The following is a 24,842-nucleotide window of genomic DNA, read 5'->3' as shown; positions in this document are numbered from 1 at the left end:
GTCGAGAAATGGGGCAATGGGGGTGGTGAGGGAATGCCGCCGCGCTCGTCGCATCCCGGTGAGCCGCTGCGGCGGCGTCCTTCGCAGCGTCGCAGCGCCCGCAGGGTGGAGCGGATGCTCGACGCCTGCGCCGAGCTGCTCGACGAGGGCGGGTACGACGCACTGACGACCACCCGGGTGGCCGAGCGGGCCGGGGTGGCGATCGGCTCGGTCTACCAGTTCTTCCCGGACAAGCGGGCGCTCAGCCAGGCCCTGACGCGGCGCAACGTCGAGTTGTTCGTCGCGCGTGTCGGGCGTCGCTTCATCGCCGAGGACTACGCGGGCTGGTGGGACGCCGTCGACGCCATCATCGACGAGTACGTCGAGATGCACCGCAGCGTGCCCGGGTTCCGCTCGCTGCACTTCGGTGAGGTCTTCGATCTCGACCTTCTCGATTCCGTGGCCGACAACAACACCGTGATCGCCGGTCGGCTGCGCGCGTTGCTGCTCACCGAATTCGGGCTGGCTGACAGTGAGGATTTGGATCGTGCCATTCTCGTCGCCGTCGAGGCCGGGGACGCGGTGCTGAAGCTCGCCTTCCGGCACGACCCGAACGGCGACCCCGGAATCGTGGCCGAAGCCAAACAGCTCGTCCGCGGATATCTGTCCCGGCAACTCGCCTCCGCCGTCTCGCGCCGCGCGTGACGGCGGGCGTGTTCGCGCCGGGCGGTTCACTCGTGCGGGTGGCGGAGATCGCCCGGCGCCTGCGGGCCGGGTACGGCATGGGGGACGCCGATCGAGGGCCACAACCCCGGTGCGGTGCTCCGGACGTAGGCGGTGTTCTGCCAGGACCTGGTGCGGGTGCGCGGCGGGATCGTCAGCTCCCGCGTGTCGTCCTCGTCGGTCAGGCTCGGCTGTCGCTGCCCGCTCGTGTCGGCGCGGCATCGCAGATCCGCCGCCGGCTCGACTCTCAGCTCCATCATCTGCAGCTTGGTCTGCAGCCGGGACAGTTCGGCTCGGGCCCGGTCGAGCGCCTCGTACTGGGCCGTGACGAAGCCGGCGAACCCCGGAACCACGGCGGCGAGCACTGTTGTGGAGGCGAGAGTCAGTATCACCCGCTTGGACATGCTGTAACGCTCCTCGCCGAGCTTCGATTGGCACAGGCATGGTGCGATATGCCCGACTATCTGCCGAGAAAAGCGTATGGTAGTCAAACGTGTACTAACTGTTGCTTCGGCAATGCCTGGTGTTGTCCTGCGAAAACAGACCGGGATCGGTAGCCTCGGCTCTGTGGCACATGTGACAAATGAGCAGGTGGACCGACTGCTCGAACAGGCTCTGCTGCTCGATGACCACGGTGCCCTCGCCCGCCGCCTCGACGCGCTGGCCCAGGGGTACGAGTCGGGAGAGATGTCCAGGGCGGCGATCCTCGTGCTCGCCGCGGAGGAGTGGCGCCAGGCCGGTCAGCCCGCGACCGCCCTCGACCGCTACCAGAGCGCTCTGGAGGACGGCGGGGAGGTGCCGGTGGACCCGCGTGCGGGCATCGCCGACACGCTGTTCGAGCTCGACCGGCCCGAGGAGGCCAGGGCGCTGATCGCCGCGGTCGGGTCGGGAGACTGGAACCCGGCCACCGCGCTGACCGTCGCCGAGACGCTCATGGCGTACGGAGACCTCGACGCGGCGCACGAGTGGGCCACCGACGGCGCCCGCGCCTGCGGCGCGGTGGGGTCGGGCATCCGCGACTCGCTACTGCGCACCCGCTACCGCATCCGGGTCGATCTCGGCCTGCCGGAGGACGACCTCGACGCCCTCCTCGACGCTTCCCGCTGAGCCCTCTCGGCACTTCGGGAACGGCTGAGGGCCTCCACCCGGCGAGATGGTGTGCGGGCATGGAAAAAGGGGCCGTGGATCACGGCCCCTTGGTCACATCGTCTTCGGTTCTGTTGTCTTCGGTTTCGTTGCCTTCGGTCTCGTCGCCTTCGCAGTCTTCGTCTTCGCTGTCTTCGGTATTCCGGCGGACGAGACCGGATGCCGACCCCGGGGGAGCGGGGGCGTCGTACGGCGGGGTTACGGCAGGAGCTTCTTGCCGGCCGCGGCGGCGAAATCGGTCACCGCGCGCGTGCCCGTCGCCTTGGTGAGGGCCGCCGGAGCGGTGATGTCACCGTTCTGCCGGTGCGATGCCGCCTTGGGGTACTCGCGCAGCCGCGGCACGTGCCGGCCGTCCGCCGCGTCGGGCAGCACGCCCATGGCGGTTCCCTGCCCGCTCGCGCCGTCGTTGCGCTGACGCTTGTCCTTGGCCCCCTTCTTGCGCTCGCCTTCCGGCAGGGAGGCGTTGCGCGTGCCGGTCAGGGGCCGGCCGGCCTGGCCGGCACTCTGGTTGGCGGCCTGGCCAGGCGCCATGGCCCCGGGCTGCTTGTGAGGGTGGTGCGCCTTGCGGTGGCGGCGGTCCTTCACCGGGAAGGTCTTGGTGCTCTGCTCCTGGCCCGACGCGCCGCTCTGCGAACTGTGGCTGTGGGACTCGCCCTGGGACGCGAGAGAGCCCTGGGCGCCCTGGTTCGGCGCTCCCGGGTTCCGCGCCTCGGGGTTCCGTGCCTCCGGGTTACGCGCTCCCGGATTCCGTGCCTCCGGGTTACGCGCGCCCGGGTTCTGTACGCCCGGGTTCTGTGCGCCCGGGTTCTGCGGCACCGAACCCTGGGCGGAGTCGCCTCGCGACGCCGAGCCCGCCGGTTGGTCCTGCGGCTTGGGGTTCCGGTGGTTCTTCTTCTGATGTCCCTGCGCCTCGGGGTGCTTGCGCTCCTGGGCGGCCGGCGCGGTCCGCAGTGCCTGCGGCGCACATGCGTTCGCGGTGCCGGGCTTGGCCGGTGCGGTGGCGAGGAGGGGCACGGTGCTCCTGGCCGGGAACAGGGTCCTGGCGTCCGCCGCGGGCGCGGCGGGCGCGCGGCGCGGTTCGGAGACGGCCGTGGCGCCCGCCACGGCGTTCTGCACCGGGGCGGAGATCGCCTTCGCGGGCGCCGAGAGGGTCGTGGCGTCGGCGGGAAGCGTCTTCACGCCCGCCGGTGCGGGCAGTGCCGTCGTGGTGCGGGGAGCGGCGGGAGCGGCCTTGGCCACACTGGGAGCCGCGCCGGCTGCCGCACCGGATGCCGCGCCGGGCATCGTGCCCGGCAGCGCACGGGGGCCGGGCACGGCCGGCAGCGCCGTGGGCCCGGGGATGGTCCTGGTGAGCACGGCCGGGCCGGTGGGAAGCGAGTTGTGCCCCTGCCCGGCGGCCGCTCCGGCCGCGTCGGCGATGCTCAGCACACCCGCCGCCGGCAAGGTGGTCACTCCTCCCGACAGGTCGCGGCCGGTGACGTCGTGGCTGGTGACGTCGCGGCTCTGGGCCCGGCAGGCGTCGGCGAGCGCGCCGTCCTTCGCCATCGCCGGGCCCCCGGTCAGCCAGCTCACTCCCGCAGTGACCGCCGCCAGCGCGACGCACCGCCCTCGAATACTTCGTGATGTCCTGGACATCCACGTCCCCCTGATCGCGTACGGTAGTCCGACGAACGCCGAACGTAGCAGCGAGGGAAAAGGGCGGGGCGCGCTTGCCCCAATGGTGGAGAAGACCTTACCGAGCGGGCCGGATCGTCAACGTGTCACCTGCCTCGTCAAAGTCGACGATTACCTCGTCGCCGTCCCTGATGGCCCCCGACAGCAGCTCCTTGGCGAGCTTGTCGCCGATGGCCGACTGGATCAGGCGGCGCAGCGGGCGGGCGCCGTACAGCGGGTCGTAGCCGGTCAGCGCGAGCCAGTCGCGGGCGGCGGGCGTGACGGTCAGCTTCAGCCGCCGGTCCGACAGGCGCCGCGCGAGCCGGGCGACCTGCAGGTCCACGATCTGCGACAGCTCCTCGGTGCCCAGCGCGTCGAACACGATGATGTCGTCGAGCCGGTTGAGGAACTCGGGCTTGAACGACGCCCGCACCGCGTTCATGACCGCCTGGCGCTTGGCCTCGTTCTCCATCGTGGGGTCCACGAGGAACTGCGAGCCGATGTTCGAGGTGAGGATCAGGATCGTGTTGCGGAAGTCGACCGTGCGGCCCTGCCCGTCGGTGAGCCGGCCGTCGTCGAGCACCTGCAGCAGGATGTCGAAGACCTCGGGATGGGCCTTCTCGATCTCGTCGAGCAGCACCACGGTGTACGGCCTGCGCCGCACGGCCTCGGTGAGCTGGCCGCCCTCCTCGTAGCCGACGTAGCCGGGTGGCGCGCCGACCAGACGGGCCACGCTGTGCTTCTCGCTGTACTCGCTCATGTCGATGCGGGTCATGGCCCGCTCGTCGTCGAACAGGAACTCCGCGAGCGCCTTGGCCAGCTCGGTCTTGCCGACGCCGGTCGGGCCGAGGAAGAGGAACGAGCCGGTGGGCCGGTCGGGGTCGGCGATGCCCGCCCGGGCACGCCGTACGGCGTCGGAGACGGCCTGGACGGCCTGGCGCTGGCCGATCAGGCGCTCGCCCAGCTCGTCCTCCATCCGCAGCAGCTTGGCGGTCTCGCCCTCCAGCAGCCGCCCGGCGGGGATGCCGGTCCACGAGGAGATGACCTCGGCGATGTCGTCGGGGCCGACCTCCTCCTTCACCATCGGCTCGGCCTCGGCCTCCGCCGACTCGGCGGCCTTGGTGGCCTCGGCGAGCTCCTTCTCCAGGCGGGGGACGTCGCCGTACATGAGCCGCGACGCGGCCTCGAAGTCGCCGTCGCGCTGGGCCCGCTCGGCCGCGCCGCGCGCCTCGTCGAGCCGCTTCTTCAGCTCACCGACCTTGTTGAGGCCGGCCTTCTCCCGCTCCCACCGGCTGACCAGGGCGTTGAGGTCCTCCTGCCGGTTGGCCAGCTCCTCGCGGAGCTTCTCCAGGCGCTGCCGGCTGGCCTCGTCGGTCTCCTTGGCGAGCGCGAGCTCCTCCATCTTCAGGCGGTCCACGCTGCGCTGGAGCTGGTCGATCTCCACCGGCCGCGAGTCGATCTCCATCCGCAGCCGCGACATCGACTCGTCCACCAGGTCGATCGCCTTGTCGGGAAGGAAACGAGCCGTGATGTAGCGGTCGGAGAGCGTCGCGGCGGCGACCAGGGCGCTGTCGGAGATCTGCACCTGGTGGTGCGCCTCGTATCGGCCCTTGAGCCCGCGCAGGATCGCGATCGTGTCCTCGACGGTGGGCTCGCCCACGTAGACCTGCTGGAACCGCCGCTCCAGGGCCGGGTCCTTCTCGATGCGCTCGCGATACTCGTCGAGCGTGGTGGCGCCGATCATGCGCAGCTCGCCGCGGGCCAGCATGGGCTTGAGCATGTTGCCCGCGTCCATCGCGCCCTCGGCGGCGCCCGCGCCGACCATCGTGTGCAGCTCGTCGATGAACGTCACGACCTGGCCGTTGCTCTCCTTGATCTCGTTGAGCACGGCCTTGAGGCGTTCCTCGAACTCGCCGCGATACTTCGCGCCCGCGACCATCGCGCCGAGGTCGAGCGCGACCAGGCGCTTGTTGCGCAGGCTCTCGGGCACGTCGCCCGCGACGATCCGCTGGGCGAGGCCGTCGACCACGGCGGTCTTGCCGACGCCGGGCTCGCCGATCAGCACGGGGTTGTTCTTGGTGCGGCGCGACAGCACCTGGATGACCCGGCGGATCTCGCTGTCGCGGCCGATCACCGGGTCGAGCTTGCCGGCACGCGCCTGCTCGGTGAGGTCGACGCCGTACTTCTCCAGCGCCTGGTAGGTGTCCTCGGGCGTCTCGCTGGTCACCCTGGCGTGCCCGCGGACCTTCTCGAACGCCTCAAGCAGTGCGTTAGGGGTGGCGCCCGCGGCCTTCAGCAGGTCGGCGACCTGCCCGCCGTCGGTGGCGAGCCCGACGAGCAGGTGCTCGGTCGAGACGTACTCGTCCTCAAGCTGCTTGGCCCGCTGCGCCGCGGTGTTGAGCACGGTCAGCAACTGGCGGGAGCTCGACGGCGCGCTCACGGTGGAGCCCTGCGCCTTCGGCAGCCGGCCGAGCAGCTCCTCGGCCTGGGTGCGCAACTGCCGGGGGTCCGCGCCGACGGCCTGCAGCAGCGACCCGGCGATGCCGCCGTTCTGCGCCAGCAGGGTCGTCAGCAGATGCGCGGGCGCGACCTCGGGATTGCCGTCGGCCGCGGCGCGCCGGACGGCCCCGGACAGAGCCTCCTGGCTCTTCTGAGTGAACTTGTAGTCCATATCTGAATGCCTCGTTTCGCCGATCAGGCAGGTGGCAGTTCGTAGCGGACCAGTGCCCGCAGCATGGCGAGCTCACCCCTGAGCCGGGTGGCCTCCTCGTGCAGGCGCATGTTCTCGGTTTCGAGTTCGAGGATGCGCTTGATGCCGGCGAGGTTGATGCCGTGCTCCTGGGAGAGCCGCTGGACCTCGCGCAGAAGCACGATGTCCCTTGTCGAGTACAGCCGCCCCCGCCCTGCCGTACGGCCGGGGCTGACGAGCCCGAGCCGGTCGTACTGGCGGAGCGTCTGCGGGTGCAGCCCGGACAGCTGGGCGGCTACGGAGATCACATAGACGGGGGTGTCGTCGGAGATGTCGAAAAACCTGGCATCCATCGGCTCACTCGCTTCTGGCCTGCTTGATCAGCTCTTCGCGAAGGTCCTGGCCCTCCGTGGCGTTCCTGAACTCCTCAAGGGCCGCGCGGGCCTTGTCGTCGAGGGTCTGGGGCACCGTGACCTGGACGGTGACCAGCAGGTCGCCCTTCGTGCCGTCTTTGCGGGAGGCCCCTCGGCCGCGCACCCGGAACGTCCGTCCGTTGGGCGTTCCCTCCGGGATGCGCAGGGTCACCGGCATCCCCCCGAGCGTCGGCACCTTGATCTCGGCGCCGAGCGCGGCCTCGGGGAAGGTGACGGGGACCGTGACGGTCAGGTTCTCCCCGCTGCGCCCGAACACGGGGTGCGGCTTGACGTGGACCAGGACGTAGAGGTCGCCGGCAGGACCGCCGTTCTCACCGGGCGCGCCCTTGCCCTTGATCCTGATGCGCTGGCCGTCGCCGACCCCGGCGGGGATGCGGGCCTGGATCGTACGGGTGCTCTTGCCGCGCCCGCTGCCCTCGCAGACGGGGCAGGGGTCATCGACCACCAGGCCCCGGCCGCGGCAGTCGCGGCACGGCTCGGAAAAGGCGAAGTTGCCGAGGTTGCGGCTGGCCGCCCCGGTTCCCTCGCAGGTCGGGCAGACCCGTGGGGTGGTGCCCGCCTTCGCCCCCGTGCCGCCGCAGGCGGTGCAGGCGGCCGAACTGGTGAGCCGGAGGGACACGGTGGTGCCGTCGACCGCCTCGCCGAAGGCGAGCGTCACCTCCGACTCGACGTCCTGGCCGCGCCGTGGGCGGGCGGTGGTCGTGCGCGTGCCCGCTCCGCCCCGGTTGAACAACCCCCCGAACAGGTCCCCGATCCGCTCACCCGACCCCGAGCCGCCGAACAGGTCGCCGAGGTCGAAGTTGAAGTTGCCGCCGGCCCGGGTCCCGCCCGCGCCCGCGTAGCCGCCGAGCCCCGACCCGAAGAGCGTGCGCGCCTCGTCGTACTCCTTGCGCCGCTTGGCGTCGGAGAGCACGTCGTACGCCTCGGAGACCTCCTTGAACTTCTCCTCGGTCTCCTTGTTCCCCGGGTTGGCGTCGGGGTGGTACTGGCGGGCGAGCTTGCGGTAGGCCTTCTTGATCTCCTCCGCGCTCGCGGTCTTGGGCACACCAAGGACGGCGTAGTAGTCCTTTTCCAAGTAGTCCTTGGTGCTCATCTATTGCTTCCTTCGCACGAAAGGGGAGTGATTCAGTGTGCCCGCGGCTGTCGTCGCGGGCGCCCTCGCGGGTCTCTCCCGATCTTCGCCGATCGGGAGAGACCTCCGCGTTTTCAGTTCTGGTCCGGTCCGCCGGACTCGCCGGAGCCGGCCGCCGTCTCCTCCGTCGCCGTCTCCTCGCTCGGCTCGGCGACGGCGACGCGGGCGGCGCGCAGGATCCGCTCGTTGATCCGGTAGCCCGGCTGGAGGATCTCGACGCACGTCGGCTCGGTCACCTCCGCCGAGTAGCTGTGCAGCAGGGCCTCGTGGACGGTCGGGTCGAAGGGGTCGCCCTTCGCGCCGTACGCGGTCAGGCCCAGCTTGCCGACGGCCGCCTCCAGCGACTCGCTCACCTTCGCGAAGCCGCCGGTGAGCTCGCCGTGGTCGCGGGCGCGGCCGATGTCGTCGAGCACCGGGAGCAGCTCGGTGAGCACGCTCGCGACGGCCTGTTCCCTGACGGCGATCCGGTCGCGCTCGACCCGCTTGCGGTAGTTGCTGAACTCCGCTTGGAGCCGCTGCAGATCGGCGGTGCGCTCGGCGAGCAGGTCCGTCGCGGACCCCTCGGCGGGCGCCGCCGCCGTCTGCGTGCCCGGGTCGCCGAGGGCGCCCTCGGGCGCGTCCCCGGCGGAGTCGCGGGCCTGGCCGGTCTCCGGGTCGATCTTGCGGTTGTCGCGGATCACCGGCTCCTCCTCGGAGCCGTTCTCACGCGGGCTCACTTGCGGCCGCCCTCCCGCTCATCGTCGACGATCTCGGCCTCGACCACGTCCTCGTCGGCCTTCGCCTGCGCGCTGTCCGCGTCCGCGCCGGCCGGGGCGCCCTCGGCGCCGGCCTGCGACTGGGCGTAGATGGCCGAGCCCATCTTCTGGCTGACCGTGGCGAGCTTCTCCGCGGCGGTGCGGATGGCCGGGATGTCGGTGCCCTCCAGCTCCTTCTTCAGCTCGGCGAGCGAGTCGTTGACCTCGGTCTTCACGTCGGCCGGGACCTTCTCGTCGTTCTCGCGGAGGAACTTCTCCGTCTGGTAGGCCAGCGCGTCCGCGTTGTTGCGGACCTCGGCCTCCTCGCGGCGCCGCTTGTCCTCCTCGGCGTAGGAATCCGCCTCGCGCATCATGCGCTCGATGTCGTCCTTGCCCAGGGCCGAGCCGCCGGTGATGGTCATCGACTGCTCCTTGCCCGTGCCGAGGTCCTTCGCCGAGACGTTCACGATGCCGTTGGCGTCGATGTCGAAGGTGACCTCGATCTGCGGGATGCCGCGCGGGGCCGGGGCGATGCCGGTCAGCTCGAAGGTGGCCAGCTTCTTGTTGTACGCCGCGATCTCACGCTCGCCCTGGTAGACCTGGATCTGCACCGACGGCTGGTTGTCCTCGGCCGTGGTGAAGACCTCCGAACGCTTGGTCGGGATCGTCGTGTTGCGCTCGATGATCTTGGTGAAGATCCCGCCCTTGGTCTCGATGCCCAGGCTGAGCGGGGTCACGTCGAGCAGCAGGACGTCCTTGACCTCGCCCTTGAGGACACCGGCCTGGAGCGCGGCGCCGATGGCGACGACCTCGTCCGGGTTCACGCCCTTGTTGGGCTCCTTGCCGCCGGTCAGCTCCTTGACCAGGTCGGACACGGCCGGCATACGAGTGGAGCCGCCGACCATGACCACGTGGGCGATGTCGGAGATCTTGACCCCCGCGTCCTTGATGACCTGGTGGAAGGGGCCCTTGCAGCGCTCGAGCAGGTCGGCGGTGATCCGCTGGAACTCCGCCCGGGTCAGCTTCTCCTCGAGGTGCAGCGGGCCCTCGGAGGAGGCGGTGATGTAGGGCAGGTTGATCGAGGTCTCGGTCTGGGCCGACAGCTCGATCTTGGCCTTCTCGGCCGCCTCGCGCAGGCGCTGGAGGGCCATCTTGTCCTTGGCCAGGTCCACGCCGTGCGCGTTCTTGAAGCGGGTCACCAGCTCGTCGACGACCCGCTGGTCCCAGTCGTCGCCGCCGAGGTGGTTGTCGCCGCTCGTGGCCTTGACCTCGACGAACCCGTGCCCGTCCTCCTGGCCGACGTCGAGCAGGGACACGTCGAAGGTGCCGCCGCCGAGGTCGAAGACCAGGATGGTCTGGTCCTTCTCCTTGTCGAGGCCGTAGGCCAGCGCCGCGGAGGTGGGCTCGTTGATGATGCGCAGCACGTTGAGGCCCGCGATCTGGCCGGCCTCCTTGGTGGCCTGCCGCTGGGCGTCGTTGAAGTACGCCGGGACGGTGATCACCGCGTCGGTGATCTTCTCGCCCAGGTACGCCTCCGCGTCCTGCTTGAGCTTCTGCAGGACGAACGCGCTGATCTGCTGGGGCGTGAACTTCTTGCCGTCGATCTCGATCGACCAGTTCGTGCCCATGTGGCGCTTGACCGAGCGGATGGTCCGGTCGACGTTGGTCACCGCCTGCCGCTTGGCGACCTCGCCGACGAGAACCTCCCCGTTCTTCGCGAACGCGACCACGGACGGCGTGGTCCGCGAGCCCTGAGCGTTCGCGATGACCGTGGGCTCGCCGCCCTCGAGAATCGAGACGACGGAGTTGGTCGTCCCCAGGTCGATACCTACCGCACGTGCCATGAGTACGTCCTTGTAGTCAAAGTTGAGTCGGTCAGACTCAAATACTAGCCCCGCCGGGGGGTCTGTCAAACAGCTTGAGTCTATGGGGCTCAACCTTGGAGCGCGCGGATTTCATCCCGTCGTCGCGACTTGTGTGGACTGTTTTGTCTGCCTCGTCCGGGGCCGGAGCCCGGGCGGTGGGCGTGCCCCCCCCGGCCGCGGCCGCATCCGGCTCGGTTCGGCTCGGTTCGGCTCGGTGGCCTACTTCGCGCCGTCCACGACCTTCCGGCCGCCGAGGGGGGCCTTGAGGTGCACCTTCGTGGTCTTCAGGACGGCGATCGCGATGCAGACGGCGTCGGGCGAACGCCGGTCCTGTCCCTCGTACAGGGTGACGGTGACCTCGCGCGCGGTCTCGGTCACCTCGACGTGGTCGAGCACGTTGCAGGGCTCCACCCCGGACCACCACACGACGTCGAGGGACCGGCCGTCGCCGGCGGGGGTGGCGCTCTCCCACGGGACCGTGTGCGGGTTCAGCGTGGGCCCCGCCGGGGTCACGGGAGACGGGGTGCCGCTCGGCGCGCCGGACGGGGCCGCCGGTGCGCCGGTGGCCGTACCCGGCGACTGGGCCGGCGGACGGGAGGGGTGGTCGACCCCGGCGCCGGAGGGGGAGCCCTCGGGCTGCTCGGGTGAGGCCGAGGTGGAGGAGGTCCCTCCGCAGGCGACCACCAGGAAGAGGAGGGCCACGAGCCAGAGCTTTCTCATTCCCCTTACACGGCTGTGAAGGCTCTCCGGTTCACCCGCCGTGATCGCCCTGGGCGCCGCTCCCGGGTCCCGCTTCCGAGGCCCCTTTACGCGGTCGGACGGGTACGTGATCATGTGGGGAGCCGCTGGACGGGCCGCATGCCACGGCACGGATTCGAGAGGGACGCGGATGCGCAAGGCCACGGGGGCCGCAGCTCTGCTCGCAGGGCTGGCCGCCGTCGTCCTCGCCGCGCGCTGGATTGACGTTCCCGGCCTTCTCGCGCGCCTACCGCCCGGCGGCGTGCTCGCCCTCGGCGGGCTGGTCCTGCTGCTGGCCGGACTCGTACTGCTGGCCACGAACTCGAGGTCCGCGCGGACGTCGCCCTCCCCGATGCGGGTGCTGTCGGTCTGGTGGATCGTCGGCGGCCTCATCGGCGTCGCAGTCTCGACCTGGATCGCCACGACCGCCCTCACGGCGATCGCGGGAGCGGATCCCGCACTTCGGCTGGACGCGATCAAGAGCGGCTTGACGGTGGGCGCGGGAGCTGCCGGAGGCGTGGCGCTCCTCCTCGCTGTCCGCCGCCAGTGGCTGGGTGAGCGCACGCAGGTCTACCAGGAGTACGACGCGACGGAGAAGCGGGTCACCGAGCTCTACTCGAAGGCCGTGGACCAGCTCGGCTCCGGCAACCCGGGCGTGCGCATCGCAGCCATGTACGCCCTGGAGCGGCTGGGCCGGAACAACCCTGAGCACCGCCAGGCCGTCATGGATGTGCTCTGCGCGTACCTGCGGGCCCCCCTGCCGGGAGGCGCGGCGGGTGACCCGGCGGACCGGGCACGCGAGCCGGCCGGGGGCGCGGGCGACATCGGGGACCACGCCCCGGGCCAGGAGCACTCGCCGGACCTGGAGGCCCGTCTCACCGCACAGCGGATCGTCGTCCGCCATCTGAAGTCCTCCGGTGGCGCGTCCGGCGAAGGCGACGACGGCGATCACTGGCCGGGCGTCGCCGTCGACCTCACGAGAGCGTCTCTGGTCGACTTCGACGTGAGCGGCAGCGAGGTCGAGGCGGCGAGCTTCGAGCAGGCGGTCTTCTCCGGCAGGACGGACTTCACCGGCTGCCGCTTCCGCAGCAGGGCGGTCTTCACCGGCGCCGAGTTCAGGGGCTTCGCCGACTTCGGCGCCGCGGCGTTTTTCGGAGCGGACTTCACGGGAGCCGAATTCCGGGGCGGGGCGGGCTTCGCGTACGCGTTGTTCAGGTTCGACACCGACTTCCGTGAAGCGACGTTCACGGACGCCGACTTCAGCGGGGCCCGCTTCGGCACGGCGAGGTTCACCGACGCGAGCTTCGATGGGGGCCTCACGAGCTTCGAAGACAGCGAGTTCTTCCTGGGGCACTTCGAAGGCGTGGCCTTCGAAGGCAGCTTGAACTTCGGCTTCGCGATCTTCCGCTGCGGTGTTCGTTTCCGCTATTCGGACTTCGCCGGTCCCGCCTCCTTCGAAGGGACGTTCTTCGGCCGGGCCGGTTTCCGGCACTGCGCGTTCCTCGACGACGCGTCCTTCGCCGGTACGGCGTCGCGCGGCATCGCGTACAAGACCGACCCCGGGGCGGCCGCCGTGCATTTCGAAGCGGAGCACGAAGGCGTGTCAGTCGTCCGGCGGAGCATCAGAGCGCTTACGGTTCGGGTTCAGGGAAGGGAACCGCGCGGCCTCCAACGTCTGGACGTGGCGGACACGCACTTCAAAGGCTCTGTGAATTTCGACGGCGCCGACATCGGCGGCGGTGACCTGTCCGGTGTCACCTTTCCGCGCACCACCGCGGCCGCGCGCGTCTGGCCTCCGGCATGGTGCGAGATACCGGATCCGGCGGACCCCACCCGTGGCACTGTGGCCCGATCCGCCGGTGCGCCGCGACCGTAGCCGGACTCCTCGCGATCGACGGCCCTCACCGGTGTGATCCGGTCCGCAGAGGAGGCTTCTCGACCGGGCGCCAGCGATCGCGTGCGCCGCCACCGAGCAACCGATCACGCGTTGACGCGCCCCTGTCGCGGGTCTAATTTCATCACATGATGAATTTATCGGATCCCGCGATCGCCGTACGGGATCTGCGGGTGGTCAGGGGCGGGGCGGAGGTCCTGCACGGCCTGACCTTCGAGGTGCCCCGAGGGCAGGTCACCGGCCTGCTCGGGCCGAGCGGCTGCGGCAAGACGACGCTCATGCGGGCGATCGTGGGCGTCCAGATCGTGTCCGGCGGCGAGGCGAGGGTGCTCGGCGAGCCGGCCGGGAGCGCGGGCCTGCGCCGCAGGATCGGCTACTCGACGCAGAGCCCGGCGGTCTACCGGGACCTGACCGTGCTGGAGAACCTGCGCTACTTCGCCGCCGTGCTCGGCGCGCCGAAGGACGACCCCGAGCGGGTGCTGGCCGAGGTGGGGCTCGCCGGTGCCGCCCGCCAGCTCGGGTCCACGCTGTCCGGCGGCCAGCTGGGCCGCGCCGGGCTCGCCGTGGCGCTGCTCGGCCGTCCGGAACTGCTCGTGCTGGACGAGCCGACGGTCGGGCTCGACCCCGTGCTGCGGCAGGAGCTGTGGACGCTCTTCCACCGCCTGGCGGAGGGCGGCACCACGATCCTGGTCTCCAGCCACGTCATGGACGAGGCCGCGCGGTGCGAGCGGCTGATCGTGCTGCGCCAGGGGGAGATCCTCGCCGACGAGACCCCCGGCGCCCTGCGCGCGCACACGGGCACGGCCGACCTGGAGGAGGCGTTCCTGCGCCTGATCGAGGAGAGGGCGGCGGCATGAGTGTCGCGATCACCCTCGCCACCGCAAGGCGGATCACGACCCAGCTCCGCCACGACCGGCGGACGGTGGCGCTGATGGTCCTGGTGCCCACACTGGTGATGATCCTGCTCTACTACGTGATGGACGACGAGCGGTCGTTCGGCCACTGGGCGCCGATCCTGCTGTGCGTCTTCCCCTTCCTGGTGATGTTCCTCATCACCTCGATCGCGACCCTGCGCGAGCGCACGTCGGGCACGCTGGAGCGGCTCATGGCGATGCCGCTCGGCCGGCTCGACCTCCTCCTCGGCTACGGCCTCGCGTTCGGGCTGGCGGCGTGTGCCCAGGTGGCGCTGGCGCTGGCCGTCTCCCTCACCTGGCTGGGCCTGGACCTGCCGGGCCCGCTGTGGCCGCTGGTGCTCGTCGCCCTGCTCAACGCCCTGCTCGGCACCGCGCTCGGCCTGCTGTGCAGCGCGTTCGCCCGTACGGAGTTCCAGGCCGTGCAGTTCATGCCGATCGTGATGATCCCCCAGATCCTGCTCGGCGGGATCCTCGTGCCGCGCGGGCAGATGGCGACCGTGCTGGAGTGGATCTCGGACGTGCTGCCCATGTCGTACGCGATCGAGGCGATGGCGCACGCGGTCGCGGACGCCGACCCGGGCGGCGAGTTCTGGCGCGACGTCGTCGTGGTGGCGGGGTCGGCCGTGCTTGCCCTTCTGCTCGGCGCCGCCACGCTGCGCCGCCGGACCTCCTGAGCGAATCCTGATCGCCGCCGTACGCCGTGGGTAACGAGGCTCAGCTAACGAGGCTCAGCGCGTTCGACGGCGCCAGGCCGAGGGGCTGGCCCCGTGGGCGCGCTTGAACGCCACGCTGAAGGCGAACGCGTCCTCGTAGCCGACCTCGCGGGCCACGGCGGCGACGGTGGCGTCGGTGTCGCTGAGCAGATCGGCTCCCAGGGCCATCCGCCAGCCGGTGAGGTAGGTGAGCGGGGGCTCGCCCACCATGCTCCTGAAGCGCGCGGCGAAGGCGGCGCGGGACATGCCGGCCCCGGCCGCCAGCTCGGCGACCGTCCAGCGGTGAGCGGGACGGTCGTGCAGCAGGTGCAGCGCCTCGCCGACGGCGGGATCGGCCAGCGCCCCGTGCCAGGAGGGGAGCGGAGCCTCGGGCCCGGCGCACCAGGCCCGCAACGCCAGCACGAGCACGAGGTCGAGCAGCCGGTGGAGGACCGCGTCCTGGCCCGGTTCGTCGCGGGCGACCTCGGTGGCGAGCAGGTCCAGGGCCGCCCGGGTGCGCGGCCCGGACGGCACGACCGCCAGCGGCGGCAGCATGCGCAGCAGCCGGACGCCGGCCTCGCCGCGCAGTTCGCAGGCGCCCCTGAGCATGATCGTGGCCCCGGGCAGGCCGTCGCCGTAGGTGCGCGGGCCCAGACTCCGCTGCGCCCCGACCGCCCCTACCCCGACCGCCCCCACCCCGGCCGCCCCCACCCCGGCCGCCCCCTCGCCGCCGACGACGTGTTTCCTGTCCCCGTGGATCACGGCCTGCGGCGGGGTGGCCGGACTGTCGGCGATCGTGTGCGCCTGCGGGCCGCCGATGAGGGCGATGTCGCCCGGGGCCAGGCGCACCGGGGTGACGCCGGCGTCGTCGAGCCGGACCGACGCGTGGCCGCCGAGCGCGGCCACGACGGTGAGGGGAGGGACACCGGTGAAGGCCAGCGCCCACGGCGGCCGCTGGATCAACTGCCTGACCGTGGCGTTCCTGGCGTGAGCCCGGTGGAGCAGATCGCTCAGCACGTCCATGCCGTCACGGTAGACGATCACAAATGGATGAGGGACGTTCTCCCATGGATCGTCTTGGCTTCCCCCGCTTTGCTTGAGGCATGGAGAAGATCCTCGTTCTCGGCGGCACCGGCAAGACCGGTCGTCGCCTCGTCCGGCGCCTGAAGGCCGCCGGTATGCAGGCACGTACGGCATCCCGCACCGGCGGGGACGTGCCCTTCGATCTGGGCAGACCGGAGACCTGGGGTCCCGCGCTCGGCGGGGCCGCCGCCGTCTACATCGTCGAGCCCGACCTGCGGCCGGGCCTGGACCGCCGGGCGCGCGTCCCCGCTCTCGTGGCCGAGGCGGTGGCCGCGGGCGCACGGCGGCTGGTGCTGCTGTCCGCCCGCGGTGTGGGCGAGGCCGGTGACGATCACCCTCTGAAGTCCGCGGAGCAGGCCGTGCGCGACTCGGGCGTCGGCTGGACCATCCTGCGGCCCGACTGGTTCGCGCAGAACTTCAGCGAGGCCTTCTGGCGGCAGGGCATCCTCGCCGGGGCCCTGGCCCTGCCCACCGGCGACGGGCGCACCCCGTTCGTCGACGCCGAGGACATCGCCGAGGTCGCCGCGGCGGCGCTGACGCACGAGCGCCACAGCGGCCGGATCTACTGTCTGACCGGCCCGCGGGCCATCGCCTTCGGCGAGGCCGGCGGCCTCATCGGCAGGGCCACGGGGCGCACGATCCGGCACGTCGACGTCGATCCCGAGGTCTTCGTGGAGCGTCAGGTCGCGAACGGCGTCCCGTCCGACGTCGCGCGGCTGCTCACGGGCCTCCTCCTCGACATCCGCGACGGGCGGGGCGCCGCGCCTTCCGACGGCGTGGAACACGCCCTCGGCCGGCCGCCCAGGCGGTTCGAGGACTACGTCGCCGGGACCGCCGCAGCGGGACACTGGGACTGACCCTTTCGGCCGGCGCGTGGCGCAGCGCGTTCGGCTCCGCGAGGCAGGGTCGGTAAGCTGCGGGCAGATCCCGGCAGATCCCGGCACAGCCCAGAAGAGGTGCAGCAATGATCGCGATTCTCGGGACCGGAAAGATGGGCGAGGCCCTGCTCTCCGGGCTGGTACGCGCCGGTCTGCGGCCGGACGAGATCGTGGCGACGGCCCGCAGGCCAGAGCGGGCCGAGGCGCTGCGCGAGCGGTACGGCGTGCGGGTCGCGAGCAACGCTGAGGCCGCCAAGCTGGCCGACACGGTGATCCTCGCGGTCAAGCCGCAGGACATGGGCGCACTGCTGACCGAGATCTCCCCGCACGTGGCCGCCGACCGGCTGGTGATCTCGGTGGCGGCCGGCATCACGACCGCGTTCGTGGAGGCGAGGCTCGGGGACGGCGTGGCGGTCGTCCGCGTCATGTCCAACACGCCCGTCCTGGTGGACGAGGCCATGAGCGTCATCTCGGCCGGGGCGCACGCCTTCGAGGAGCACCTCAAGCGCACCGAGGAACTGCTCAGCCCGGTGGGCAAGGTGCTGCGCATCCCCGAGTCGCAGCAGGACGCCGCCACCGCCCTGTCCGGCAGCGGCCCGGCGTACTTCTTCTATCTGGTCGAGGCCATGGTCGACGCCGGGATCCTGCTGGGCATGCCGCGCGCCGCCGCCCTCGACATGGTCACCCAGTCGATCGTCGGCGCCGCGATCATGCTGCGCGACTCGGGGGAGCACCCGGTGATCCTGCGCGAGGCCGTGACCTCGCCGGGAGGCACCACGATCTCCGCCATCGCCGAGCTGGAGCGCCACAAGGTGCGGGCCGCGTTCCTCGACGCGATCGAGGCGGCCTGCGAGCGCAGCCGGCGTCTCGCCGCCGGCTGACCTCGGCGCTCCCTCCCGGAGCCGCCCCGGTTGCCGCACTTTGCCCGGTGGTGACCGGCGTTCCCGGGACGGAAGATGACCACCGCTTTACGATTGGCGGGTGACGTCTCGTCGCGGGGTCGTCCCCCTTCTCGCCGTCCTGCTCGCCGCCGGATGCACGTCCGCGGAACCACAGAAGGCCCCGGTGGCCGTGGTCACCAGAACCACCGTCAGCGAGGTCGTCGAGGCCCCGGCGACGGTGGGCGCGCGTGCGACGGCGACCCTGACCGCCCCCGCCTCCGGCACGGTCGCCCGCCTGTACGTCCAGGACGGCGACACGGTGAAGAAGGGCCAGATCCTCGCCAGGATCAGCTCTCCGCAGGCCAGACAGCAGCTTTCGGCCGCGCGGAAGGCCGACAGGCAGGCCGCCCGGCCGGTGTCCTTCGGCGGCGCTCCGGTCGGCGTACGGCTGCCGCGCCTGCGGCTGCCGAGCTCGCTCGACGCGCACGTCGCCCGGTCGTTCGCGCAGGCGAGGAAAGCGGCCCGGTCGATCGGCGACCGCACGGCCAGGGCCCGGCTGCTGGCCGCCGTCGACGCCGCGGACAAGGTTCAGCGGGCCCGGCGGCGGGCGCTCGACGAGGTGCTCGACGGGCTGACCCGCTCGCTCGACCAGACGCTGTCGCAGGTGAGCGGCCAGGTGAGCGCGGGGATGAGCGGGCTGAGCGCGTCCATGGCGTCCCTGCGGGCCGCGTCGAGGTCCCAGACCAGGGCGGCCGTGCACGCGGCCGAGCGGGCCGTGGACGCCCTGGTCGTCAGGGCGCCGTTCGGCGGCGTGGTCACGCTCGGCGGCGCGTCCTCCGCCGCGGGCGGGGCCGGTCTCGGCGCGCTGGTCTCGCAGCTGCCGGCCGGCCTGGCGAGCCAGGCGGGCGCCGCGGCCGCCGTCCCCGCCGGCCGTTCCGGCGGGACGATCGCCACCGGAGTCCCGGTGGCCGCCGGGGACCCGATCGTCACGGTGACCGACGTGTCGGTGCTCACGTTGTCGGCCGACGTGGACGAGACCGACGTGCTGCTGGTGCGCAGGGGCACACCGGCCGAGGTCGAGTTCGACGCGGTGACCGGCGCGACGTACACCGGCAGCGTGACGGGCGTGGGGGTCACCCCCAAGGAGGGCGCGACCGGCGGGGTCAGCTATCCCGTACGGCTGCGCCTGGGCCGGGGCGCCTACGACGACGGCGGCGCGGCCCCCGCGCCCAAGCCGGGGATGAGCGCCGTGGTGCGGCTGGCCGTGCGCCGCTCGGAGAACGCCACGGCCGTGCCCGCGTCGGCGATCGTGACGAGCGGCAGGGAGACGATCGTGTGGGCGGTGCGCGGCGGCAGGGCCGAGCGGCGGGTCGTCCGGCTGGGCGCGCAGGGCGACGCGGTCGTGGAGATCCTCAGCGGGGTGTCCCCCGGTGAGCGGGTGGTCGTCAGGGGCGCCGACGCCGTACGCCCCGGTCAGTCGCTGTCGTGAGCCGCGACGAGCGCGCCGCCGGGCCTGCCGCCGCGTCCACCGGCGCGTCCACCGGCGCGCACGCCGCCGGGCCCGCCGCGGCGGCGTCGCCGGGGGCGACCGGCGAACCCGTCCCGGCGTTCGAGGCGATCGGCCTCACCCGCTCCTACCGCCTGGACGGCGGGGTGCTGGTCGACGCGCTGCGCGGGGTGAGCCTGCGCATCGGGCAGGGGGAGTTCGCGGCGATCGCAGGACCGTCGGGCTCGGGCAAGTCCACGCTGATGCACCTGCTGGGCTGCCTCGACCGGCCGACCTCCGGCACGCTGCGGGTGAACGGGGTGGACGTCGCGACGCTCGACGACGCCGGACTGGCCGAGCTGCGCAACCGCACGATCGGCTTCGTGTTCCAGTCCTTCCATCTGCTGGCCCGCACGTCCGCGCTCGACAACGTGGCGCTGCCGCTGGTCTACCGGAGTGTGTCCCGCGCCGAGCGCAGGGAGCGGGCCGGGGCGGCGCTGGAGGCGGTCGGGCTCGGCCACCGGCTCACGCACCGGCCGTCCCAGATGTCCGGCGGCGAGCAGCAGCGGGTGGCGATCGCCCGGGCGCTGGTGGGCGATCCCCGGGTGCTGCTGGCCGACGAGCCCACCGGCAACCTCGACACCCGCAACGGCGAGGAGGTGATGGGCCTGCTCGAACGGCTCAACGAGGGCGGCGTCGCCGTCGTCCTCGTCACCCATGACGCCGAGGTCGCCGCCCGGGCCCGTCGCCGGATCCACGTACGCGACGGCCGGATCGAGCGCGACACATGAGGACGGCGTCATGAGGACCGCCGAGGCGCTGCGGATGGCGGTGGAGGCGCTGCGGGTCAACCGGCTGCGCAGCACGCTGACCATGCTCGGTGTGATCATCGGCGTGTTCTCGGTCGTGATCCTCGTCGCCATCGGCACCGGGGCCAAGAACGCCGTCGAAAAGGAGATCTCGGGGCTCGGCAGCAACATCATCCTCGTGGTCCCCGGCCAGGTGGGGCTGGGCGCGGCCCCCACGCAGAGCCGCCTCGACCTGTCGGACGTCGCGTACGTGCGGCGCGTGGTGGGCGACCCGTCGAGGGTGACGGTCGCGGTGAACTCCGGCGAGCCGGTCCGGGTGGGCCGCGTGGAGGTGTTCGCCACGCTCACCGGGACCGACGAGAACATGCCCCACGTCTTCGACCGGCCGCTGCGCCGGGGCCGCTATCTCAGCGAGACCGACGTGGACACGCGGCGGCGCGTGGTGATCCTCGGCTCGGAGGTCGCGGCCAAGCTGTTCGGGGACATCGATCCGATCGGCCGCCAGGTCACGATCGCGGGGGTGCGGTTCCGGGTGATCGGCGTCTACGAGACCGTCGGATCCACGTTCGGGGTGGCTCGGGACCAGGAGGTGCACCTGCCGGTCACCACCGCCCAGCGGCTGATCGGGCTGCCGAGGATCAACGGCATCGCCGTCGGCGCCTCCGGCCCGGACGAGATCGAATCGCTGCGGCAGCGGGTCGTGGCCGCTTTGGACGCCCGCTACCCGGGCGAGACGTTCTCGGCCGTCACGCAGACCCAGCTCCTCGGCACGATCGGCACGGTCCTCGGCATGCTGACCGGCGTGCTGGCCGCCATCGCGGGGATCTCCCTGCTGGTCGGCGGCGTCGGGGTGTCCAACATCATGCTGGTCGGAGTCAGGGAGCGCACCAAGGAGATCGGCCTGCGCAAGGCCCTCGGCGCCCGTGGCCGCGACATCCTCGGGCAGTTCCTCATCGAGGCCGTGCTGCTGACCACGATCGGCGGTGTGATCGGCATCCTGACCGGGGTCGGCGGGGCGCTGCTGATCCAGGCGGTCTCGCCGGTGCCCGCGTCGATCACGTGGTGGTCGATCGTGCTCGCCTTCGGGGTCTCCGCGGCCGTCGGCGTCTTCTTCGGCGTGGCCCCCGCCCGGCGGGCGGCCAGGCTCGATCCCGTCGTCGCCCTCCGTACGGACTGATCGGGGCACGGACTGATCGGGGCACGGACCGAACGGCCGGGTGAACGCCGGTGACGGCCTTTGCGGTACCGTCGCCGCATGAGTCAGGCGGTGCGGGTCGTCTGGGACGACGCTCTGGTTTCGTACGATTTCGGGCCCGGCCATCCGCTCGCGCCCGTACGCGTGGAGCTCACCATGGCGCTCGCCCGCGACCTGGGCGTGCTCGACGGCACTGAGACGACCGGCTGCGCCCCCGCCACCGAGGACGAGATCGCGCTGGTGCACAACCGGGACTACATCGAGGCGGTCAAGAACGTCTCGAAGGACGGCCGCCCGGACCTGCGCTACGGGCTCGGCACCGAGGACAACCCCGCCTTCGTGGGCGTTCACGAGGCGTCCGCCCTGGTCACCGGCGCGTCGCTGGCCGCCGCCAGGGCGGTGTGGACGGGTGAGGCCGAGCACGCGGTCAACGTCGCGGGCGGGCTGCACCACGCCATGCCCGGCGCCGCCAGCGGCTTCTGCGTCTACAACGACCCGGCGGTCGCCATCGCGTGGCTGCTGTCGCAGGGCGCGACGAGGATCGCGTACGTGGACGTGGACGTCCACCACGGCGACGGCGTGCAGGCCGCGTTCTACGACGACCCGAGGGTGCTCACGATCAGCCTGCACGAGAGCCCGCGCACGCTGTTCCCCGGCACCGGTTTCCCGCAGGAGACGGGGGCGGAGGGCACCGCGGTCAACGTGGCGCTGCCGGCCGGATGCGGCGACACCGGGTGGCTGCGCGCCTTCCACGCGGTGGTCCCGCCGCTGCTGCACGCCTTCCGGCCGCAGATCCTGGTCACCCAGCAGGGCTGCGACAGCCACGCCCTCGACCCGCTGGCCCATCTCATGCTGAGCCTGGACGGACAGCGAACGGCGTATGCCGCGCTGCACCGGCTGGCCCACGAGACCGCCAGCGGCCGGTGGATCGCGGTGGGCGGCGGGGGATACGAGCTGGTCCAGGTTGTGCCGCGGGCGTGGACGCATCTGATCGCCGAGGCGCTGGGGCGCCCGGTCGAGCCGTCGACCGCCACGCCGGACACCTGGCGGACGTACGTGGGCAAGCGCACCGGGGAGGTGCCCCCCCTGACCATGACGGATGGACGGCACCCGCAATGGCGGGACATTTCGGAGGGGTACGATCCAGCCGACGCCGTCGACCGGGCCGTCATCGCGACGAGGAAGGCGGTGTTCCCCTTCCACGGCCTGGACCCCATGCCCTGAGAAGTACGGAATCACGCCGAGCAGAGGAGCGCTGTACCTGCCGTGACCCCTCCCAAGCGAGCCGAGTTGCGCGAACATCTCGTCCGGACCGCCATCGCGGGTGACGTGGCGACCAGCCGCGAGAACAACCTCGATCACTACCGGTCGCTCGCGCTGCGCGACCCGCACTACCTCTTCGGGCTCACCTTCGAGGGCGAGTGGTCCTACCGCGAGGTGCTGGCGCTGATGGCCGACAAGGTGGGGGTGGCGGCCGACCCCGGCCACCGCGAGGGCCCCGACACCATCGACCCCGAGCGGACGATCGACGCCGTCGAGGAGATGGGCGAGCGGATCGCCAAGGTGCTGCGGCGCGGCGCGCCCCGGATCGTGCTGGCCACCGGTCACCCGACCGGCCTGCTCACCGTCCACCTCGCGCTGGCGCGGTTCCTCGCGGACAACGGGGCGACCCTGCTCTTGCCGGCCGAGGGGTGGACGTACGTCGGCGGTCTCGGCCGCCGCAGGGAGATCCGCTACCTCGACGGCGTGGCGATGCTGGAGGACCGGGGCACGTTCGTGCACACCCACGAGGCGGCGCCGATGGAGGCGATGCTCGCCGAGGAGCGGCCCGACTTCGTGATCGCCGACCACGGCTGGGCGGGGGCGGCGGGCGAGGCCGGGATCGAGACCGTGGGCTTCGCCGACAGCAACGACCCCGCGCTGTTCGTGGGCGAGGCGGAGGGGAAGATCGCCGTCGCCGTGCCCCTGGATGACAATGTGCTTCCCCGCTTCTACGCTCCGTTGACGGCGTACCTGCTCGGCCGGGTCGCCCGCAGCCTCTGACCCCCTTCCGGACCTCCCAAACCGGGATTTTCGCGCCCGTTTTTGCGCGGGTGTGTCGACCGTTTGCCAACTTTTTCGTGTGCCTGGGCGACTCTAATGTGAGAGAAGTTGGTCCGTTCCAAGGTTGAGGCGAGGGGCACGGTCCGGCTGCTGCCAGCGACTTTCCCGGTTTTCGGGGGATACGGCTCCGTTGGTTGACCGAATGAGGGGTTTGCCTACTCGGAGTCCGGACTTACGCTGACGGCAGTACACGTGCGTGAGCAATGGCACCAGTGGGGATAACCCGGAAACACGTGCGGAAGAGGCGTCCGATGGCTGCAGGCGAAAGACCTCTCAGCGAGGTGAAGTTCTTGACGGTGGCCGAAGTCGCGACCGTCATGCGGGTGTCCAAGATGACCGTGTACCGGCTGGTGCACTCCGGGGAGTTACCGGCCATCCGTGTCGGCCGGTCCTTCAGAGTGCCCGAGCAGGCGGTCCACGACTACTTACGGGACGCGTTCATCGAAGCAGGGTGAACGCGCCCGGGTGACCACGCTTGACGGCGGCGTGGCCGACTCCCGGTCGACGCGGGGTCCCCCGGGGGAGCGATCTACCACGGATCGCCGGTAGTCTGTTGTGCCGGTGTGCGCTCGCGCGCCGATTTGACAGACACACCTTCACCTGGGGGTCCCGTGGGCTCTGTGATCAAGAAGCGCCGCAAGCGCATGGCCAAGAAGAAGCACCGCAAGCTGCTGAAGAAGACCCGCATCCAGCGGCGTAACAAGAAGTAGCCGAGACGGAGCGCGCACCGGTCCTCAGGGACCGGGCGACCGTGAACACGCACACCCCCGGCGAGGCGTCGATGGCTCGTACTGTGCTGGTCACCGGTGTCTCCGGTCACATCGGCGCTCGTGTGGCGATCGCGCTCGCGGCCGACCCGGAGATCGACCGGGTCGTCGGCGTGGACACGGCGCCGCCGCCATCCCCTGCCGGGGAGGACGGCGCGGTGCTCGGCCGCACGGAGTTCGTCCGGGTCGCGTTGCGCAGTCCCGACCTGGTCCAGGTCATCAGGGACGCCGACGTCGACACCGTCGTGCACCTCAGTCTGGTCAGCGGCCCCGGCGGCGGCAGGCCGGCCATGAAGGAGCACAACGTCATCGGGACGATGCAGCTACTCGCGGCGTGTCAGCGCTCCGCCACGGTGCGCCGGGTGGTCGTGCGGTCGACCACGGCCGTGTACGGCTCCTCGCCGCACGCTCCCGCCGTGTTCACGGAGGACACCGAGCCCGTCGAGGTGTCGCACTCCGGGTACGCCAGGGACGCCACCGAGGTCGAGACGTACGTGCGGGGCTTCGCCCGGCGCCGGCCCGACGTGACGACGACGACGCTCCGGTTCGCCACCTTCATGGGGCCGGGCGTCGACTCACCGCTGACGAGTTACTTCTCGCAGCCGGTGCTGCCCACCGTGCTCGGCTTCGATCCACGCCTGCAGTTCGTCCACGAGGACGACGCGGTCGAGGTGCTGTGCCGTACGGCGGGGGCCGACCACCCGGGCGTGTTCAACGTCGCGGGCGACGGCGTCCTGCTGCTGTCGCAGTGCGCGCGGCGCACGGGCCGGCCGGTGATCCCGATGCCGTCCCCCGCCTTCCGCTTCGTCAGCGGGCTCGCCCGGGGCGCGCGGCTGGTGGACTTCTCGCCCGAGCAGCTCGCGCTCATGAGCCACGGCCGGGCGGTGGACACCACCAGGCTCGCCGCCGAGCTCGGCTGGCGGCCGAAATACAGCACCGCGGCGGCGTTCGACGACTTCCTCAGGTCGCGAGGCGGTCCCGGCGACCTGCCGCGCGCTCTGGTCGACTGGCTGGCCGACTTCGTCCGGCCGATTTCGTGACGGGACT

24 protein-coding genes are annotated in these 24,842 nt (G+C 71.7%); 15 read left to right on the top strand and 9 right to left on the bottom strand.

Annotation, left to right across the window (positions count from 1 at the left end; translation table 11 throughout):
• Positions 1-33: 33 nt before the first annotated feature.
• On the top strand, positions 34-684 hold the full coding sequence (locus ACGFIB_RS06460) for a TetR family transcriptional regulator (protein ID WP_142567621.1): 651 nt from the start codon (positions 34-36) through the stop codon (positions 682-684).
• 26 nt (positions 685-710) lie between these two features.
• Here the strand turns inward: ACGFIB_RS06460 and ACGFIB_RS06455 are convergent, their stop codons facing one another.
• Entirely contained in the window at positions 711-1,106 is a 396-nt protein-coding gene (locus ACGFIB_RS06455; protein ID WP_142567620.1) for a hypothetical protein, read from the bottom strand.
• A 163-nt stretch (positions 1,107-1,269) separates the two neighbouring features.
• Here ACGFIB_RS06455 and ACGFIB_RS06450 point away from each other — a divergent pair, with 163 nt between their 5' ends.
• A complete protein-coding gene (locus ACGFIB_RS06450) occupies positions 1,270-1,809 on the top strand; it encodes a tetratricopeptide repeat protein (RefSeq protein WP_142567619.1) in 540 nt (179 codons plus the stop codon).
• Positions 1,810-2,046: 237 nt separating this feature from the next.
• Here the strand turns inward: ACGFIB_RS06450 and ACGFIB_RS06445 are convergent, their stop codons facing one another.
• The 7 genes from ACGFIB_RS06445 to ACGFIB_RS06415 form a co-directional block, all read right to left on the bottom strand.
• Positions 2,047-3,483 (bottom strand): hypothetical protein, encoded by a 1,437-nt coding sequence (locus tag ACGFIB_RS06445; RefSeq protein ID WP_393369013.1) that lies wholly within the window; start codon positions 3,481-3,483, stop codon positions 2,047-2,049.
• A 97-nt stretch (positions 3,484-3,580) separates the two neighbouring features.
• On the bottom strand, positions 3,581-6,172 hold the full coding sequence (gene clpB / locus ACGFIB_RS06440) for an ATP-dependent chaperone ClpB (RefSeq protein ID WP_357258836.1): 2,592 nt from the start codon (positions 6,170-6,172) through the stop codon (positions 3,581-3,583).
• Positions 6,173-6,195: 23 nt separating this feature from the next.
• Positions 6,196-6,543: a heat shock protein transcriptional repressor HspR gene (locus tag ACGFIB_RS06435; protein ID WP_393369010.1), complete on the bottom strand. Its 348-nt coding sequence runs from the start codon at positions 6,541-6,543 to the stop codon at positions 6,196-6,198.
• A gap of 4 nt (positions 6,544-6,547) precedes the next feature.
• Positions 6,548-7,717 (bottom strand): molecular chaperone DnaJ, encoded by a 1,170-nt coding sequence (gene dnaJ / locus ACGFIB_RS06430; protein ID WP_142567615.1) that lies wholly within the window; start codon positions 7,715-7,717, stop codon positions 6,548-6,550.
• Between the two features lie 113 nt (positions 7,718-7,830).
• Positions 7,831-8,472 (bottom strand): nucleotide exchange factor GrpE, encoded by a 642-nt coding sequence (grpE, locus tag ACGFIB_RS06425; RefSeq protein WP_393369006.1) that lies wholly within the window; start codon positions 8,470-8,472, stop codon positions 7,831-7,833.
• Complete coding sequence (dnaK, locus tag ACGFIB_RS06420) at positions 8,469-10,334, bottom strand: molecular chaperone DnaK (protein ID WP_142567613.1); 1,866 nt, start codon at positions 10,332-10,334, stop codon at positions 8,469-8,471. The genes grpE and dnaK overlap by 4 nt, the downstream gene beginning before the upstream one ends.
• A gap of 240 nt (positions 10,335-10,574) precedes the next feature.
• Positions 10,575-11,075: an RAD23 family protein gene (locus ACGFIB_RS06415; RefSeq protein ID WP_142567612.1), complete on the bottom strand. Its 501-nt coding sequence runs from the start codon at positions 11,073-11,075 to the stop codon at positions 10,575-10,577.
• 169 nt (positions 11,076-11,244) lie between these two features.
• Here ACGFIB_RS06415 and ACGFIB_RS06410 point away from each other — a divergent pair, with 169 nt between their 5' ends.
• The 3 genes from ACGFIB_RS06410 (at position 11,245) to ACGFIB_RS06400 (ending at position 14,575) form a co-directional block, all read left to right on the top strand.
• Entirely contained in the window at positions 11,245-12,969 is a 1,725-nt protein-coding gene (locus ACGFIB_RS06410) for a pentapeptide repeat-containing protein (RefSeq protein WP_393369002.1), read from the top strand.
• A gap of 146 nt (positions 12,970-13,115) precedes the next feature.
• A complete protein-coding gene (locus tag ACGFIB_RS06405; protein ID WP_223852888.1) occupies positions 13,116-13,844 on the top strand; it encodes an ABC transporter ATP-binding protein in 729 nt (242 codons plus the stop codon).
• Complete coding sequence (locus tag ACGFIB_RS06400; protein WP_357291328.1) at positions 13,841-14,575, top strand: ABC transporter permease; 735 nt, start codon at positions 13,841-13,843, stop codon at positions 14,573-14,575. The genes ACGFIB_RS06405 and ACGFIB_RS06400 overlap by 4 nt, the downstream gene beginning before the upstream one ends.
• A gap of 54 nt (positions 14,576-14,629) precedes the next feature.
• On the opposite strand, the gene ACGFIB_RS06395 is transcribed toward ACGFIB_RS06400, so the two are convergent.
• The gene (locus ACGFIB_RS06395) at positions 14,630-15,616 is read right to left on the bottom strand and encodes an AraC family transcriptional regulator (RefSeq protein ID WP_393368998.1); all 987 of its coding nucleotides are present in this window, start codon (positions 15,614-15,616) and stop codon (positions 14,630-14,632) included.
• 80 nt (positions 15,617-15,696) lie between these two features.
• On the opposite strand from ACGFIB_RS06395, the gene ACGFIB_RS06390 reads away from it, so the two are divergent.
• The 10 genes from ACGFIB_RS06390 to ACGFIB_RS06345 all read left to right on the top strand — a co-directional run bounded on the left by ACGFIB_RS06390 (position 15,697) and on the right by ACGFIB_RS06345 (position 24,835).
• Positions 15,697-16,533 (top strand): NAD(P)H-binding protein, encoded by an 837-nt coding sequence (locus ACGFIB_RS06390; RefSeq protein ID WP_393368996.1) that lies wholly within the window; start codon positions 15,697-15,699, stop codon positions 16,531-16,533.
• A 107-nt stretch (positions 16,534-16,640) separates the two neighbouring features.
• Positions 16,641-17,435 carry a pyrroline-5-carboxylate reductase gene (proC, locus tag ACGFIB_RS06385; protein ID WP_142567608.1) on the top strand — a complete coding sequence of 265 codons (795 nt, stop codon included), beginning with the start codon at positions 16,641-16,643 and terminating at the stop codon, positions 17,433-17,435.
• Between the two features lie 100 nt (positions 17,436-17,535).
• Entirely contained in the window at positions 17,536-18,924 is a 1,389-nt protein-coding gene (locus ACGFIB_RS06380; RefSeq protein ID WP_393368993.1) for an efflux RND transporter periplasmic adaptor subunit, read from the top strand.
• A gap of 128 nt (positions 18,925-19,052) precedes the next feature.
• On the top strand, positions 19,053-19,712 hold the full coding sequence (locus ACGFIB_RS06375; protein WP_189104876.1) for an ABC transporter ATP-binding protein: 660 nt from the start codon (positions 19,053-19,055) through the stop codon (positions 19,710-19,712).
• A gap of 10 nt (positions 19,713-19,722) precedes the next feature.
• Entirely contained in the window at positions 19,723-20,907 is a 1,185-nt protein-coding gene (locus tag ACGFIB_RS06370) for an ABC transporter permease (protein ID WP_393368990.1), read from the top strand.
• Between the two features lie 78 nt (positions 20,908-20,985).
• Positions 20,986-22,149, top strand: coding sequence for an acetoin utilization protein AcuC (locus tag ACGFIB_RS06365; RefSeq protein WP_393368987.1), 1,164 nt, complete (start codon positions 20,986-20,988; stop codon positions 22,147-22,149).
• A gap of 42 nt (positions 22,150-22,191) precedes the next feature.
• Positions 22,192-22,968 carry a phosphatase gene (locus ACGFIB_RS06360; protein ID WP_393368984.1) on the top strand — a complete coding sequence of 259 codons (777 nt, stop codon included), beginning with the start codon at positions 22,192-22,194 and terminating at the stop codon, positions 22,966-22,968.
• A 311-nt stretch (positions 22,969-23,279) separates the two neighbouring features.
• On the top strand, positions 23,280-23,483 hold the full coding sequence (locus ACGFIB_RS06355; RefSeq protein WP_114029719.1) for a helix-turn-helix domain-containing protein: 204 nt from the start codon (positions 23,280-23,282) through the stop codon (positions 23,481-23,483).
• A 156-nt stretch (positions 23,484-23,639) separates the two neighbouring features.
• Complete coding sequence (locus ACGFIB_RS06350) at positions 23,640-23,738, top strand: 30S ribosomal protein bS22 (protein ID WP_018654693.1); 99 nt, start codon at positions 23,640-23,642, stop codon at positions 23,736-23,738.
• 41 nt (positions 23,739-23,779) lie between these two features.
• A complete protein-coding gene (locus ACGFIB_RS06345; protein ID WP_393368981.1) occupies positions 23,780-24,835 on the top strand; it encodes an NAD-dependent epimerase/dehydratase family protein in 1,056 nt (351 codons plus the stop codon).
• Positions 24,836-24,842 lie beyond the last annotated feature (7 nt).

This window comes from Microbispora bryophytorum (assembly GCF_043197435.1).
In the GTDB taxonomy this organism is placed as follows: Bacteria; Actinomycetota; Actinomycetes; order Streptosporangiales; family Streptosporangiaceae; genus Microbispora; species Microbispora bryophytorum.
The sequence above is the reverse complement of the archived record's forward strand: the minus strand, read 5'-3'. Positions and strand labels throughout refer to the sequence as shown.